The sequence below is a fragment of the Streptomyces sp. NPDC001508 genome (assembly GCF_040298665.1).
Taxonomy (GTDB): Bacteria; Actinomycetota; Actinomycetes; order Streptomycetales; family Streptomycetaceae; genus Streptomyces.
Window position 1 is genome coordinate 165,599 of sequence record NZ_JBEPAP010000005.1, and the last position, 14,727, is coordinate 180,325.

12 protein-coding genes are annotated in these 14,727 nt (G+C 71.0%); 9 read left to right on the top strand and 3 right to left on the bottom strand.

The window, feature by feature from the left end:
• The first annotated feature begins 7 nt into the window (after positions 1–7).
• The 6 genes from ABT245_RS07715 (at position 8) to ABT245_RS07740 (ending at position 6,189) form a co-directional block, all read left to right on the top strand.
• A complete protein-coding gene (locus tag ABT245_RS07715) occupies positions 8–1,066 on the top strand; it encodes a helix-turn-helix transcriptional regulator (RefSeq protein WP_351730034.1) in 1,059 nt (352 codons plus the stop codon).
• Between the two features lie 151 nt (positions 1,067–1,217).
• A complete protein-coding gene (locus tag ABT245_RS07720) occupies positions 1,218–1,478 on the top strand; it encodes a hypothetical protein (RefSeq protein ID WP_502982076.1) in 261 nt (86 codons plus the stop codon).
• A 10-nt stretch (positions 1,479–1,488) separates the two neighbouring features.
• Positions 1,489–1,683, top strand: a complete 195-nt coding sequence (locus ABT245_RS07725; protein ID WP_351730040.1) for a hypothetical protein — start codon at positions 1,489–1,491, stop codon at positions 1,681–1,683.
• A gap of 260 nt (positions 1,684–1,943) precedes the next feature.
• Positions 1,944–2,234 carry a Sec-independent protein translocase subunit TatA gene (gene tatA, locus ABT245_RS07730; protein ID WP_351730043.1) on the top strand — a complete coding sequence of 97 codons (291 nt, stop codon included), beginning with the start codon at positions 1,944–1,946 and terminating at the stop codon, positions 2,232–2,234.
• A 47-nt stretch (positions 2,235–2,281) separates the two neighbouring features.
• On the top strand, positions 2,282–3,232 hold the full coding sequence (gene tatC, locus ABT245_RS07735; protein ID WP_351730046.1) for a twin-arginine translocase subunit TatC: 951 nt from the start codon (positions 2,282–2,284) through the stop codon (positions 3,230–3,232).
• 104 nt (positions 3,233–3,336) lie between these two features.
• Complete coding sequence (locus ABT245_RS07740) at positions 3,337–6,189, top strand: DEAD/DEAH box helicase (protein WP_351730049.1); 2,853 nt, start codon at positions 3,337–3,339, stop codon at positions 6,187–6,189.
• Positions 6,190–6,351: 162 nt separating this feature from the next.
• Here the strand turns inward: ABT245_RS07740 and ABT245_RS07745 are convergent, their stop codons facing one another.
• The 3 genes from ABT245_RS07745 to ABT245_RS07755 form a co-directional block, all read right to left on the bottom strand.
• Positions 6,352–7,305, bottom strand: a complete 954-nt coding sequence (locus tag ABT245_RS07745; protein WP_351730052.1) for an RluA family pseudouridine synthase — start codon at positions 7,303–7,305, stop codon at positions 6,352–6,354.
• Positions 7,306–7,697: 392 nt separating this feature from the next.
• Positions 7,698–8,540 (bottom strand): siderophore-interacting protein, encoded by an 843-nt coding sequence (locus ABT245_RS07750; protein ID WP_351730055.1) that lies wholly within the window; start codon positions 8,538–8,540, stop codon positions 7,698–7,700.
• 128 nt (positions 8,541–8,668) lie between these two features.
• Positions 8,669–9,598 carry a 5'-3' exonuclease gene (locus ABT245_RS07755; protein WP_351730212.1) on the bottom strand — a complete coding sequence of 310 codons (930 nt, stop codon included), beginning with the start codon at positions 9,596–9,598 and terminating at the stop codon, positions 8,669–8,671.
• A 145-nt stretch (positions 9,599–9,743) separates the two neighbouring features.
• Here ABT245_RS07755 and ABT245_RS07760 point away from each other — a divergent pair, with 145 nt between their 5' ends.
• The 3 genes from ABT245_RS07760 (at position 9,744) to ABT245_RS07770 (ending at position 14,656) form a co-directional block, all read left to right on the top strand.
• Positions 9,744–10,820, top strand: a complete 1,077-nt coding sequence (locus tag ABT245_RS07760; RefSeq protein WP_351730058.1) for a quaternary amine ABC transporter ATP-binding protein — start codon at positions 9,744–9,746, stop codon at positions 10,818–10,820.
• Entirely contained in the window at positions 10,813–13,431 is a 2,619-nt protein-coding gene (locus ABT245_RS07765) for an ABC transporter permease/substrate binding protein (RefSeq protein WP_351730061.1), read from the top strand. Before ABT245_RS07760 ends, ABT245_RS07765 begins: the two co-directional genes overlap by 8 nt.
• A gap of 655 nt (positions 13,432–14,086) precedes the next feature.
• On the top strand, positions 14,087–14,656 hold the full coding sequence (locus tag ABT245_RS07770; RefSeq protein WP_351730064.1) for a helix-turn-helix domain-containing protein: 570 nt from the start codon (positions 14,087–14,089) through the stop codon (positions 14,654–14,656).
• Positions 14,657–14,727: the final 71 nt, after the last annotated feature.

Genomic DNA, 14,727 nt, shown 5'->3' on the forward strand with positions numbered 1-14,727 from the left:
CGTAACAGTGGCAGGCAAACCGGTCAGGCCCGTGAACGCCATCGATCAGACCCGGCGGATGCTCTCCCTGGTGACGTATCTGCGGGAGCGCCCCGGTGCCCGGGTCGCCGATGTGGCGCGTGCCTTCGGCGTCACGGAGGACGAGCTGGTCTCGGACCTCGATGTGCTGCCGATGTGCGGCACCAGCTTCCGCGGCGGTGATCTGCTGGACATCGACACGGACGGCGAGCGCATCTGGTGGCACAATCCGGCCGCGCTGGGCGCGGACGCGGCGGAGCCGCTGAGGCTGGCCGCGGACGAGGCGACCGCGCTGCTGGTGGCCGCGCGCGCCGTGGCCACCCTGCCGGGTCTGCGGGAGAGTGACCGGCAGGCGCTGTTGCGGGCCACCGCGAAGGTGGAGGGCGCCGCCGGTGATGCGGCGGGTGCCAGTTCGCGGCTGTCGGTGACCTTCGAGTCGGAGGGCGGTGTCTTCGCGGACGTCGACCGGGCCATCTCCGAGCGGCGCCGCCTGTGGATCCGCTACTACTCTCCCGCCCGTGACGAGGTCACCGAGCGTGAGATCGACCCCATCCGTCTGGTCAGTGTCGGCCACACCTATGTGGAGGCGTGGTGCCGCCGCTCGGAGGCGCGCCGCACGTTCCGGCTGGACCGGGTCGCCGAGATCAAGATCCTCGACGAGCCGTCGGCGCCGCCGGAGATCGAGCTGCGGGATCTGTCGGAGGGGCTGGTGCAGCCGGCCGCCGAGGACCCGGAGGTCGTCGTCGAGGTCGGCCCGGGCGGCCGCTGGGTCGCCGAGTACTACCCGCACGACAGCGCCGATGAGCTTGCCGACGGCGGGCTGCGTATCACCGTGCGCACCCCCGATCCGGCCTCGCTCAGACGTCTGGCGCTGCGGCTCGGCCGTGACGGCCGGATCGTCTCGCCGCCCGAGCTGGCCGACAGCGCCCGGTGGGCCGCCCGTGCGGCGCTCGCCGGGTACGACGGGGACGACGGGGCGGAGGCGGCGCCGGGCGCGCCGCGTGAGGTGACGCGCGCGGAGCGCGACGGGCTGTACGACAGGGCGTAGCGAGCCGCGGGTGTCCGCCCGGTGCCGCGGGGCCGGTGGGCGGCGGCCGGGCGCGGTGCCCGCGTCATCTGCGGGTGTGCCCCGAAGGCGACCTATCACGAAGTGAGGAGCGAGGGCTTTGAGCGAGTCTGCGGTGTCCGACGCGGGGGAGATGACGGTCGCGGCCGCCTTCGCGGGGATGCGAAGAGTGGTTCCCGTGGTGTTCAGGGCGGGCTGCCCGCAGTGCCGGGGCCGTTTCGAGCTGTCCGCCGGCGCCCTGCGGCTCGCCGTCGGCGCCACCAGCCGTACGACGTTCTACTCCTTCACCTGCCCCGACTGCGGGGTGCTGGTCCGCAAGCCCGCCGGGGAACGCATCGTCGAGCTGCTGACCGACGGCGGGGTCAAGACACTGCGGCTGCACCCCACGGTCTAGGCTCGACGGCATGTTCTGGGCGATGTTCGCGGTGGCCGTGGGTTTTCTGGGTCTGGCCGTCCTCGGTGTGCTCGCCGTGCGGGTCTTCGTGGAGGCGCGGCGCCTGGGACGGCAGGTCGAGGACTCCGCGCGCCGGATCGGCCGCGCGGCCGAGGATCTGGAGCGGGCCGCGGTGAGCGCGTCCCGCGCCGCCGACGCGCTGTGAGGACCATGGTGAACGCCTGTGACTGCACGGACCGGACGCGTTATGTGTCACTTCGCCCTGTCACGCTGCCCGCTGCGGCGGGTACGCTGCTGATCGCGGTGCGCAGAACGAGGCCCGTACCGCGGACCGGGAGTACGCACAGGGATTGCCTCGCGTTCACCCCTGAGCGTTACGATCGCTGCCAGCACGGTCCTTCGGGCAGATGTCCGAAGGGGCGGACAGCATCCCACCCAGCCGCCTCGGTGAGAAGGTAAAGACTTATGTTCGGAAGGCTCGGAGCCCCCGAGATCATTCTCATCCTCGTCGTCATCGTCCTGCTGTTCGGCGCGAAGAAGCTTCCGGACATGGCCCGCTCGCTCGGGAAGTCCGCCCGCATCCTCAAGAGCGAGGCCAAGGCGATGAAGGAGGACGGCGGCAACAACACCGCCGCCTCCGCGCAGGCCCCCAGCTCCGAGGAGCAGTCCTCGTCCCAGCGCACCATTCAGGCTGCCCCCGGCGACGTGACCAGCTCGCGGCCGGTCACCGAGCCGTCGGACACCACCAAGCGCTGACGCAGGGCCGGAAGTTCCCGGCCCGCCGCACGAGATGAGGACGTGGGTTGCCCAAGCCTGCCCGCAAGAAGGAGAAGGATCCCGAGGGGCGGATGCCCCTTGCGGATCATCTTCGTGAGCTGCGCAACCGGCTCGCGAAGGCGATTCTGGCCATCGTCGTCGTCACGGTCGTCGCCGCCTTCTTCTACAACGACATCATCAACTTCCTCACCAAGCCGATCCTCGACTCGGTCGGCTGCGGGAAGACCTTCGAGGAACTGGCCCGGTCCAGCGACGACGGCCAGCAGTGCGCGCGGATCACTATCAACGGCCTGCTCGCCCCGTTCACGCTGGCCCTTCAGGTCTCCTTGATGGCGGGCGTCGTGCTCGCCTCGCCGATCTGGCTCTACCAGCTGTGGGGGTTCGTCGCGCCCGGCCTGCACGGGCACGAGAAGAAGTACGCCTACGCGTTCGTCGGCACCGGTGCCCCGCTGTTCCTCGGCGGAGCGTACTTCGCCTACCGGGTGCTGCCCACCACGGCACAGGTGCTGATGCAGTTCACACCGCATGGCGTGGACAACCTGCTGCCGCTGGACGACCTGCTGCAACTCGTCACACGCATGGTGGTCGTCTTCGGTCTCTCCTTCGAGCTGCCCCTGCTGCTGATCATGCTCAATCTGACCGGCGCGCTCAGCGGCAAGCGCATGCTCGGCTGGTGGCGGGCCATGATCATGGGCATCACCGTCTTCGCGGCCGTGGCCACGCCCAGCACCGACCCCGTCTCCATGCTGTCGCTCGCCGGGCCGATCTGCGTGCTGTACTTCATCGCGGTCGCCTTCTCCCTGCTCAACGACCGGCGCAGGCGGCGGCGCGACGCCGCGGGCCCCGCCGACGACGAGGCCTCCGAGCTGGATCTGACGCCCGAGGACATCGGCGAGATCGAGACGGTCTCCGCCAGCCGGGCGCTGCCCGAGCAGTCCAGCACGGACCGGGTCAACGGCTACGACGACGTGACCTGAGCGTTCGCGCCCCACGACCGGTGAGGTGCCCGCGCCCGCAACGGCGCGGGCAGCCGCGTGCGCGGCGTCTGGGTGCGCCCGGCGTACATCCCGCTTTCCGGATAATGATCGTCCTGTTGTCAGTGCCGCCCGGTACGCTCGAAAGCACGATGACAGAGGACCTCTCACCGGCCGAGCGGTATGCGGCAGCCCGCCGACGGGCAGCCGAGCAGGCCACCGCGCTCGCATCCTTCCGCGAGATGTACGACTTCGGCCTCGACCCCTTCCAGATCGAGGCCTGCCAGGCGCTTGAGGCGGGAAAGGGCGTGCTGGTGGCCGCCCCCACCGGCTCAGGGAAGACCATCGTGGGCGAGTTCGCCGTCCACCTCGCGCTGCGCCAGGGCAAGAAGTGCTTCTACACGACACCCATCAAGGCGCTGTCCAACCAGAAGTACGCCGACCTGTGCCGCCGCTACGGCCCCGACAAGGTGGGCCTGCTCACCGGAGACAACAGCGTCAACTCCGATGCCCCGGTGGTCGTGATGACCACCGAGGTGCTGCGCAACATGCTGTACGCGGGCTCCCGGACCCTGCTCGGCCTCGGCCATGTCGTCATGGACGAGGTGCACTACCTCTCCGACCGCTTCCGCGGCGCGGTGTGGGAGGAGGTCATCATCCACCTCCCCGAGTCGGTCACCCTGGTCTCGCTGTCGGCGACCGTCTCCAACGCCGAGGAGTTCGGCGACTGGCTGGACACCGTACGCGGCGACACCGAGGTGATCGTCTCCGAGCACCGGCCGGTGCCGCTGTTCCAGCATGTGCTCGCCGGCCGCCGGATGTACGACCTGTTCGAGGAGGGCGAGGGCCACAAGAAGGCGGTCAACCCCGACCTCGCCCGGCTCGCCCGAACGGAGGCCGGCCGGCCCTCCTACCAGGACCGCAGACGCGGCCGTGCGATGCGCGAGGCGGACCGCGAACGCGAGCGGCGCCAGCGCTCCCGGGTGTGGACGCCGGGCCGCCCCGAGGTCATCGAACGGCTCGACTCCGAGGGCCTGTTGCCCGCCATCACCTTCATCTTCAGCCGGGCCGCCTGCGAGTCCGCCGTCCAGCAGTGCCTGTACGCGGGACTGCGGCTCAACGACGAGGAGGCCCGGCAGCGGGTGCGCGACCTCGTGGAGGAGCGCACCGCCTCCATCCCCCGCGAAGACCTGCACGTCCTCGGCTACTACGAATGGCTGGAGGGCCTGGAGCGGGGCATCGCCGCCCACCACGCGGGCATGCTCCCCACCTTCAAGGAGGTCGTCGAGGAACTGTTCGTGCGCGGCCTGGTGAAGGCCGTCTTCGCCACCGAGACCCTGGCGCTCGGCATCAACATGCCGGCTCGCTCGGTGGTGCTGGAAAAGCTCGTCAAATGGAACGGCGAGCAGCACGCCGACATCACCCCCGGCGAGTACACACAGCTCACCGGGCGGGCCGGCCGGCGCGGCATCGACGTCGAGGGCCATGCGGTGGTGCTGTGGCAGCGCGGCATGAGCCCCGAACACCTCGCGGGCCTGGCGGGTACCCGCACCTATCCGCTGCGTTCCAGCTTCAAGCCGTCGTACAACATGGCGGTCAACCTGGTCGAGCAGTTCGGCAGGCACCGCTCACGTGAACTGCTGGAGACCTCCTTCGCGCAGTTCCAGGCGGACCGGTCGGTCGTCGGGATCTCCCGGCAGGTGCAGCGCAACGAGGAAGGTCTTTCGGGCTACAAGCAGTCCATGACCTGCCACCTCGGCGACTTCGAGGAATACGCGCGTCTGCGCCGCGAACTGAAGGACCGGGAGAACGAACTGGCCCGGCAGGGTGCGGCCCAGCGGCGTGCCGAGGCCGCCGTCGCCCTGGAGAAGCTCCGGCCCGGCGACGTCATCCATGTGCCCACCGGCAAGTTCGCGGGCCTGGCCCTGGTGCTCGACCCCGGCCTGCCCGCCGGGCGCTCCAACGGCCACCGCGGCTTCGAGTACCACGACGGGCCCCGCCCCCTCGTCCTCACCGCCGAACGGCAGGTCAAGCGGCTGGCGTCGATCGACTTCCCGGTGCCGGTCGAGCCGTTGGAGCGGATGCGCATCCCGAAGACGTTCAACCCGCGCTCGCCGCAGTCCCGTCGGGACCTGGCGTCCGCGCTGCGCAGCAAGGCCGGGCACATTCCGCCGGAGCGGCACCGCAAGAAGCGTGCGCAGGCCGCCGACGACCGGGAGATCGCCCGGCTGCGCACCGCGCTTCGCGCGCACCCCTGCCATGGCTGCAACGACCGTGAGGACCACGCCCGTTGGGCGGAGCGCTACCACCGGCTGCTGCGCGACACCTCGCAGTTGGAGCGCCGTATCGAGGGGCGTACGAACACGATCGCGCGGACCTTCGACCGGATCGTGGCGCTGCTGACCGAACTCGACTACCTGCGGGGCGACGAGGTCACCGAACACGGCAAACGGCTCGCCCGGCTGTACGGCGAACTCGACCTGCTGGCCAGCGAGTGTCTGCGTGAGCGGGTCTGGGAGGGGCTGGGACCCGCCGAACTCGCGGCCTGTGTCTCGGCGTTGGTGTACGAGGCGCGGGTCGGCGACGATGCGCTGGCGCCCCGGGTGCCCTCGGGCCGGGCCAAGGCCGCGCTCGGTGAGATGGTCCGTATCTGGGGGCGGCTCGACGCTCTGGAGGAGGAGTTCCGGATCACTCAGACCGAGGGGGTGGGGCAGCGCGAACCCGATCTCGGTTTCGCCTGGGCCGCCTATATGTGGGCTTCCGGTACGGGCCTGGACGAGGTGCTGCGTGAGGCGGAGATGCCGGCCGGGGACTTTGTGCGGTGGTGCAAGCAGGTGATCGATGTGCTCGGGCAGATCTCGGCGGCGGCGCCTGCGGAGGGCTCGACCGTGGCCAAGAGTGCGCGTAAGGCGGTGGAGCAGTTGCTGCGGGGTGTGGTGGCCTACTCGTCGGTGGGGTGACGGTTCGGCCGGCGGGCGCGGGTCGGCCTTGGCCGCTCGCGCAGTTCCCCGCGCGCCCCTTCGGGGGCGTGGCTGCCGGGGGTGGGTGCGGGTGGTGTGTGGTTGCTCGCGCAGTTCTGCGCGCCCCTTCGTTCTTCGTCTTCGGGGCGTGAACCGAACGGGTCAGCTCGCGGCCCATTCCGGGTACGCGGACCAGGCCATAAGCGTCCGATCGCTGTGGAAGCGGTGCTCCGTCCCGGTGATCGGATCGGCGAACTCCAGCTGCCGGGCCAGCAGTTGCAACGGTCGTCGGAAGTCACCGGCCGGCCCGGGTCCGGTCACCACCGGATACAGCGGATCGCCGAGGATCGGCACGCCCAGGGCGTTCATGTGCACCCGCAGCTGATGCGTCTGCCCGGTGCGCGGGGTCAGCCGGTAGCGGGCCAGCGCGTCGCGCTCCCGGACGTCGGCCAGTTCGACGTGGGTCACCGCGTTCGGCTCGCCCGGGACTTGCCGGGCGGCCGGCACCCCACGTTCCTTCAGGATCCGGCTGCGCACCGTCCGGGGCAGGGTGAGCGCGGGATCGTACGGCGCGACGGCCTCGTACTCCTTGTGTACCAGCCGGTCGCGGAACAGCGACTGGTAGGCGCCGCGCTCCTCGGGCCGCACCGTGAACAGCACCAGTCCCGCCGTGAGTCGGTCCAGGCGGTGCGCCGGGGACAGCGTGGGAACGCCCAGTTCCCGGCGCAGCCGCGTCAGCGCCGTCTGAACGACATGGCCGCCGCGCGGGGTTGTGGCGAGGAAGTGCGGCTTGTCGGCGACGACCAGGTGCGTGTCCCGGTAGACGACCTCCAGGTCGAACGGCACGGGCACCTCGGCGGGCAGCTCCCGGTGGAACCACACGTACATGCCGGGCACGTACGGATCGTCCGGCGTGACCGCCCGCCCGTCGGCCCCTACGATCCGGCCTGCCGCCAGCATCCCGTCGACCATGCCGGGCGGCGCCCCGGACAGCCGCGCCACGAGATGCGCGCGCACCGTTTCCCAAGGTCCCTCGGCGGGCAGTCGCACCCGCACGGGATCCACGCCGTCGCGCGCGGGCAGCGGAGCGGGCGGGGTACGGGTCCTTCGTCTCATCACGGCCCAGCGTACGGGGCGCCGCCCGCGGGCGTCCGACGGCCTGGGCCGCCATGCGAAGGCCGGCGGCCCCGGCCGGTACCGGGGCGGCCGCGACCGCCGCTCGCGCGCCGCCGAGGCCCGGTGTCCGTCCCGCGCCCACGTCGGGATGCCTCGGCGCCCGTGCGCGCATGACACAGTCATGCCGGGCCCGGAGGCCGGCGGCCCTCTTGCAGGACCGCAGAAGACATAACGGGGGAGAGGTGCCGGTGGGGCGGTTGCCGGGCTCAGCCGGCCGCAGGGCCCGGTCCTCACGCGGGGTCGGTGCTCACGCGGCGGCGGCCCTCAGGCGGCGGCGGCCCTCGGGCGGCGTCGGGCCTCACGTGGCGTCGGCCCTCAGGCGGCGTCGGTCCTCACGCGGCGGCGGGGCCCTCCTGTTCTGCCTCGACGCGGGCGTTCCACTCCCGCTTGGACGCCTGCCAGCCGTCCTCGTCGTGCCCCAGCCGCCAGTAGCCGGAGATCGACAGGTCCTCGCGGGCAATCGCGTACTCGACCCGCAACAGCCGACGCAGCTCCTTCACGAAGCCCGCCTCGCCGTGCACGAACGCGTGCACCCGGCCCGCCGGGAACTCCAGCGCCCGCACGGCCTCGACCAGGGCGTCGCCGACCGGCCGGTCCCCGCGGTGCAGCCAGACGACGGCCACATCGGAGTCGATCTTCTGCTCCTCCTGCGGCCCGGACACCTCCACGAAGGCATGGGCCCGGGCACCGGCAGGCAGCGTCTCCAGAGCGCGGGCGATCGCGGGCAGCGCGCTCTCGTCGCCGGCCAGCAGATGCCAGTCGGCGCTCGCGTCGGGCGCGTAGGCGCCGCCGGGGCCCATGAACCACACGGTCTCGCCGGGCCGCACACGTCGCGCCCAGGGACCGGCCAGGCCCTCGTCGCCGTGCACCACGAAGTCCAGGGTCAGCTCCCGGTGCTCGGCATCCCAGTCACGCACCGTGTACGTCCGGGTCACCGGCCACTGCTCACGGGGGAACTCCGCACGGATCCGCTCCAGGTCGAAGGGCTCCGGATAGGTCGCGCCCCCCACAGGGAACAGCAGTTTCACATAGTGGTCGGTGCAGGTGTCCGCCGCGAAATCCGCCAGCCCCGCACCGCCGAGCACGACCCGCTGCATATGGGGGGTCAGCCGCTCGGTGCGGATGACCTGCGCGGAGCGAGGCTTTCGCGGCCTCCGTGCCGGACGTTCTGCCATGGCTGCCTCCATGTGACTTCCTTAGGTTTACCTAAGTTAGCACCACGCCCTTGCGGCCGACAGGAACACGGACCGGCAGGCAGGAACACGACCGGAACTCCGGGCGGGGACACCGGCCGGGACGCCGCTCACCCGGCGAGCGTGGCGAGGAGCCGTTGCAACGACCCGCCCAGTCCCCAGCGTGCCGTCAGCGCCTCCAGGCCCGCCGGGTCGCGCGGGGTGCGCGGCAGCGCCGTGTCGACGTTCGGCAGTGGCACGTCGGCGGCGACCCGGACGACCTCCGGGGCGACCGCGACATACGCTCTGGCCTCGTCCAGACGCTTGCGCTGCGACGGGGTCAGCCCGGCCTTCGGGTCGTCGACCGCCGCCATGATCCCGGCCAGGTCGCCGAACGCGGCGAGCAGCTTCGCCGCCGTCTTCTCACCGATGCCCGGCACCCCGGGCAGCCCGTCGCTCGGGTCGCCCCGCAGCAGCGCCAGATCCGCGTACCCCCGGCCGTCGACGCCGTACTTCCCGCGCAGCACGGCCTCGTCCGTGAGCTGGAGCGTGCCCACTCCCTTCAGCGGGTACAGCACCCGCACCCCGCGCGCGTCGTCCACCAGCTGGTACAGGTCACGGTCGCCGGTGACGATGTCGACCGGGCCCTCGGCGCGCGCGGTGAACGTGCCGATCACATCGTCCGCCTCGTACTCGGCGACGCCCACCCGGGCGATGCCGAGCGCGTCCAGCACCTCCTCGATGACCGGCACCTGCCAGGAGAGCGTGTCCGGCACCTCCTCCGTGTCCGGGCCCTGGGCATGCTCCTCGGCGACCCGGTGCGCCTTGTACGTGGGGATGAGCCGGACCCGCCACGCGGGCCGCCAGTCGGCGTCCATGCAGGCCACCAGCCGGTCGGGCCGGTGGTCCCGCACCAGCCGGTCGATGAAGTCCAGCAGCCCGCGCACGGCGTTCACCGGCGTGCCGTCCGGCGCCTTCACGGAGTCGGGCACACCGAAGTACGCACGGAAGTACAGCGAGGCGGTGTCGAGGAGCATGAGTCGTCCGGTCACGCCCCGCATCATGCCGTACGGCACCGACACCCGCCCGTGACCAGCGGCGACGGCCCCGCCACCCGGGGTGTGAAGTGGGTCACCAGGGCGTTTGCCCTCCTCGGATCGGGGCAGGCGCGGCCTCTGTTGCCCGCCCCCGAGACGAGAGGTACGCGTGTCACCCAGGCTAGAGGCCGAACATCTCTACAAGGTGTTCGGAAGACGACCCGACGATGCAGTGGAGCGACTCCGGCAGGGCGCCGGCCGGGAGGAGTTGCGCGCCGACGGCACCACCGCCGCGGTCATCGACGCCTCCTTCCAGGTGGAACCCGGCGAGATCTTCGTTGTGATGGGGCTGTCCGGATCCGGCAAGTCCACCCTGCTGCGCATGCTCAACGGCCTGTCGGAGCCCACCGCGGGCCGCGTCAGGTTCGACGGCCAGGACCTGACCTCGCTGCCCGACGGCGCACTGCGCGAACTGCGCTCACGCAAGATCAGCATGGTCTTCCAGCACTTCGCGCTGTTCCCGCACCGCAGCGTCCGCGACAACGCCGCCTACGGCCTGTGCGTGCAGGGCGTGCCCCGCGCCGAGCGCGATCGTCGCGCCGACGAGGCGCTCGCCCTGTGCGGCCTGGCCGGCTGGGAGAAGTCCTGGCCCGACGAGCTGTCCGGCGGCATGCAGCAGCGCGTGGGCCTGGCCCGCGCCCTCGCCACGGACGCCGATCTGCTGCTCATGGACGAGTCGTTCAGCGCGCTTGACCCGCTCATCCGCCGTGACATGCAGGACCAGCTGCTGGAGCTGCAGAAGAGCCTGAAGAAGACGATCGTCTTCATCACCCACGACCTCAACGAGGCCATGCGCCTGGGCGACCGGATCGCCGTGATGCGCGACGGAAGGATCGCCCAGGTGGGCGCCGCGGAGGACATCCTCGTCCGCCCCGCCGACGACTACGTCGCCTCGTTCACCAAGGACGTCGACCGCGTCCGCGTGCTGACCGCCGCCGCCGTCATGGACACCGACGTCCGGGGCGACGAGGCCGACTGCGACTGCGAGACCGCCACCCCGCACACGCCGTTCGCCGAGCTGTGCGCGATCAGCGCCCGTGTGAACCACCCGGTCGCCGTCGTCGACCACGACCGTGTCCTCGTCGGCGTCGTCCCGTGGCAGCGCCTCGTCGGATTCCTCGGTGACGAGCAGGGCGAACCCGCGCCCTGCCGTCCGCGCGACGGGAAGGCGGCCGCCGGTGCCTAGGATCCACTTCGGCGACTGGGTGGAGACCGCGGTCGACTGGTTGCAGTCTCATCTGACCTGGGTCTTCGACATCGTCAACGCCGTGCTCGACGGCATGTACAGCGCTGTGGACACCGTCCTCAGCGGCGGCGAACCGCTGCTGCTGGCCGGCATCCTCGCCATGATCGCCGCCTGGCTGCGCGGTCTGCTGCCGGGCGTCCTCGCCTTCGTGGGGCTCGCGCTCATCGACTCGCTGGGGCTGTGGGACGACGCCATGGACACCCTGTCCCTGGTGCTCGTGGCCGCGGTCATCACCGTCGTGATCGCCATTCCGCTCGGCGTCTGGGCCGCGCGCAGCAGGCGCGTCAGTGCCCAGCTGCGGCCGGTGCTGGACGTCATGCAGACCATGCCGGCGTTCATCTACCTCATCCCCGGCGTGATGTTCTTCGGCGTCGGCACGACCCCGGGTCTGCTCGCGACGATCATCTTCGCGATGCCGCCGGGCGTCCGGATGACCGAACTCGGCATCCGTCAGGTCGACGGTGAACTCGTGGAGGCCGCCGAGGCGTTCGGCACCACCCCGCGCGACATCCTGCTGCGCGTCCAGCTGCCGCTGGCCCTGCCGACCATCATGGCCGGCGTCAACCAGGTCATCATGCTGGCCCTGTCGATGGTGGTCATCGGCGGCATGGCCGGTGCCGGCGGCCTCGGCGAGCAGGTGTACTCCGCGATCACCCAGCTCAAGGTGGGTCTTGCCGCCGAGAGCGGGGTGGCGGTGGTCATCCTCGCCATGTACCTGGACCGTATGACCGGCGCCCTGGGCGAGCGGGTCTCCCCGCTGGGCCGGCGCGCGGCGGTCAAGGTCTCGGCCCTGGTGGGTCGCGCACGGTTCGCCCACTACCGGCCGGCCGGCGCGGTCGCGGTCGTCGGTGTCGTCGTGCTCGCGCTGGTCGCGGGCGGCCTGAACCTGGTCGGCTCCGATGACGCCCAGGCCGGTGCGAGCACCGACATCGGCAAGGGCAAGCGGATCAGCATCGGTTACATCCCCTGGGACGAGGGCACCGCCACCACATATCTGTGGAAGGAACTGCTGGAGCAGCGCGGCTACGAGACCGACGTCAAGCAGCTCGACCCCGGCCCGCTCTACTCCGGCGTGGCCCGCGGCGATCTCGACTTCCAGACCGACGCCTGGCTGCCGACGACGCACAAGGCGTACTGGGACAAGTACGGTTCGCGGTTGGAGGATCTGGGGTCGTGGTACGGGCCGACGTCGTTGGAGTTGACGGTTCCCTCGTATGTGAAGGGGATCGATTCGCTGGCCGATCTGAAGGGTCAGGGGAAGAGGTTCGGCGGGAAGATCATCGGTATTGAGGCGAGTGCCGGGGAGATGGCGACGCTGAACAGCAAGGTCCTGAAGGCTTATGGGCTGGAGGGTGAGTACAAGGTGGTGTCGTCGAGTACGTCGTCGATGCTGGCGGAGCTGGACCGGTCGATCAAGAAGCGTGAGCCGGTGGTGGTGACGTTGTGGTCGCCGCACTGGGCGTACGGGAAGTACGACCTGAAGAAGCTCCAAGATCCTGAGGGTGCCTGGGGCAAGGGCGAGGGGATCCACACCGTCGCCCGCAAGGGCTTCAGCTCCGACGACCCGGTCGCCGCGCAGTGGCTGAAGGACTTCAAGCTCACCGAGCAACAGCTGACCGGTCTGGAGAACGCCATCCGGGACGCCGGCCAGGGCCATGAGCAGGACGGCGTGCGCGCCTGGCTGAAGAAGAGCCCCGGCCTGGTCGACCAGTTCGCCCCCGTCCCCGGCGGCGGCGCCAAGAAGCAGGGCAAGGACGCGGGCAAGACCGTCGACATGGGCTACTTCCCGTGGGACGAGGCCATCGCCGGCACCTATCTCTGGCAGAATATCCTGGAGGACCGCGGCTACAAGCCGACCCTCAAACAGCTGGACCCTGGCCCGCTCTACAGCTCCCTCGCCTCCGGCCAGATGGACGTCCAGCTGGACGCGTGGCTGCCGACGACGCACAAGGCGTACTGGGACAAGTACGGTTCGCGGTTGGAGGATCTGGGGTCGTGGTACGGGCCGACGTCGTTGGAGTTGACGGTTCCCTCGTATGTGAAGGGGATCGATTCGCTGGCCGATCTGAAGGGTCAGGGGAAGAGGTTCGGCGGGAAGATCATCGGTATTGAGGCGAGTGCCGGGGAGATGGCGACGCTGAACAGCAAGGTCCTGAAGGCCTATGGGCTTGAGGGTGAGTACAAGGTGGTGTCGTCGAGTACGTCGTCGATGCTGGCGGAGCTGGACCGGTCGATCAAGAAGCGTGAGCCGGTGGTGGTGACGTTGTGGTCGCCGCACTGGGCGTACGGGAAGTACGACCTGAAGAAGCTCCAGGATCCTGAGGGCGCCTGGGGCAAGGGCGAGCGGATCCACATGGTCGGCAAGAAGACGTTCAGCCAGGACTTCCCCGAGCTGTCCGGCTGGCTGAAGAACTTCAAGCTCACCGAGGAGCAGCTCGCCTCCCTGGAGGTCGCGATACAGAAGGGCGGCGCCGGGCACGAGAAGGCGTCCGCACGGCAGTGGCTGGACGCCCAGCCGGGTCTTGAGGACAAGCTGGCACCCGTGGCCTGAGGCCCGCCGGCGCAGGGAGCGGTGGTCGCGTCGAAAGGCGTGGCCACCGCTCCGCCCGTTCTGCTTCTCCCGTTGGCTCCCGTTCTCCAGCCCCTCGGCGCCGGCCCGCCGTGCTGCCGCCGTCCACGGGAAGGATCCGGCCAACCACGGAGCGCCACGGCCCCGCCCGAGCCCGCGCCCACCGCCCGCCGGGCCGTCGACCGCGCATACGGCGGACCGCGCCCCCGCCCGGTCGTTCGGGCGGTCGCCGCCCTGGCCCGGCCCGCACCCGTTTCGCCACCCGCCGCACCCGCCTGACCAGCGACTCCGCCGCACGGTGCGGATCCGGGTGCGGGCCGGGAACACCGGGAGCCTCCGGCGCATTGAAGATAAGGGGCGCGATCCCGTGCTGATCGAGGGTCAGCGGTTGCGCCACGACCCCGGGAGCTGGTCGCCATGGGCCCACCGTCCCGTGGTCGGCCGGACCGATCGGCGGACCGCCCGCCCACTGGCGCGAACCGTGAGGGTCGTGCTCACCGACGTTTACGTGGATGTGACGGCCGCATGAAACGGTTCGCCGAACATGCGTAGGGTACAGAGAACCCTTCAGGGCGACGGGGCCCTGCGTCGGGCGCCGAGGGCGGTGGCACGACGAGCGGAGGAGGGAGCCGGAGCGATGGGCGACCACAAGGAACAACAGCCTGTCCGAGTGGGCGCGGCCGTCCGGCGGCGGCGCCGCGCGCTGGAGCTGACCCTCGCCGTCGTGGCGGAGCGCAGCGGCCTGTCCGTGCCCTTCCTGAGTCAGATCGAGAACGACCGGGCACGCCCCAGCACCGGCTCCCTGGAGAAGGTCGCCGACGCGCTGCGCACCACGGCCGTCGAACTCCTCGCCGCCGCCGACCCGGCGTGCAGTGTCGACGTCGTACGCGGCGAGGTCGTCGAGAGCGACTTCGCACCCCGGGTGCGCTCGCTGGTGCGCGGTCACCACCAGTTGCACGCCTCCGAGTTCACCGGCGACCATGACGCGGGCCGCGAATTCCAGCACCGCAACGACGAGTTGCTGTACGTCGCCGACGGCGCGGTGGAGATAGAGGCCGAGGGCCGCGCCTACCGCCTGGGCCGCGGCGACACCCTCTACCTCACGGGCGGGGTGCGCCACCGCTGGCGCGCCACGGTGCCCGACACCCGCGTGATCGTCGTCGCGGTGGCCGAGCACATCGAGGCCGTCCACGACCGGCCCCGCTGACCAGGCCGGATGACCTCCGCCACGGCCCGGCACATGACCCTGCGCCCGCCTGCTGCGGCAGCGCCGCGGCT

Bases quoted from the DNA above. Each gene is read 5' to 3' on its own strand.
- ABT245_RS07750 (WP_351730055.1), bottom strand. From the start codon at position 8,540: ATGGCAGAACGTCCGGCACGGAGGCCGCGAAAGCCTCGCTCCGCGCAG.
- ABT245_RS07755 (WP_351730212.1), bottom strand. From the start codon at position 9,598: ATGCGGGGCGTGACCGGACGACTCATGCTCCTCGACACCGCCTCGCTG.
- ABT245_RS07745 (WP_351730052.1), bottom strand. From the start codon at position 7,305: ATGAGACGAAGGACCCGTACCCCGCCCGCTCCGCTGCCCGCGCGCGAC.
- ABT245_RS07770 (WP_351730064.1), top strand. From the start codon at position 14,087: ATGGGCGACCACAAGGAACAACAGCCTGTCCGAGTGGGCGCGGCCGTC.
- ABT245_RS07740 (WP_351730049.1), top strand. From the start codon at position 3,337: ATGATCGTCCTGTTGTCAGTGCCGCCCGGTACGCTCGAAAGCACGATG.
- ABT245_RS07725 (WP_351730040.1), top strand. From the start codon at position 1,489: ATGTTCTGGGCGATGTTCGCGGTGGCCGTGGGTTTTCTGGGTCTGGCC.
- tatA (WP_351730043.1), top strand. From the start codon at position 1,944: ATGTTCGGAAGGCTCGGAGCCCCCGAGATCATTCTCATCCTCGTCGTC.
- ABT245_RS07720 (WP_502982076.1), top strand. From the start codon at position 1,218: ATGACGGTCGCGGCCGCCTTCGCGGGGATGCGAAGAGTGGTTCCCGTG.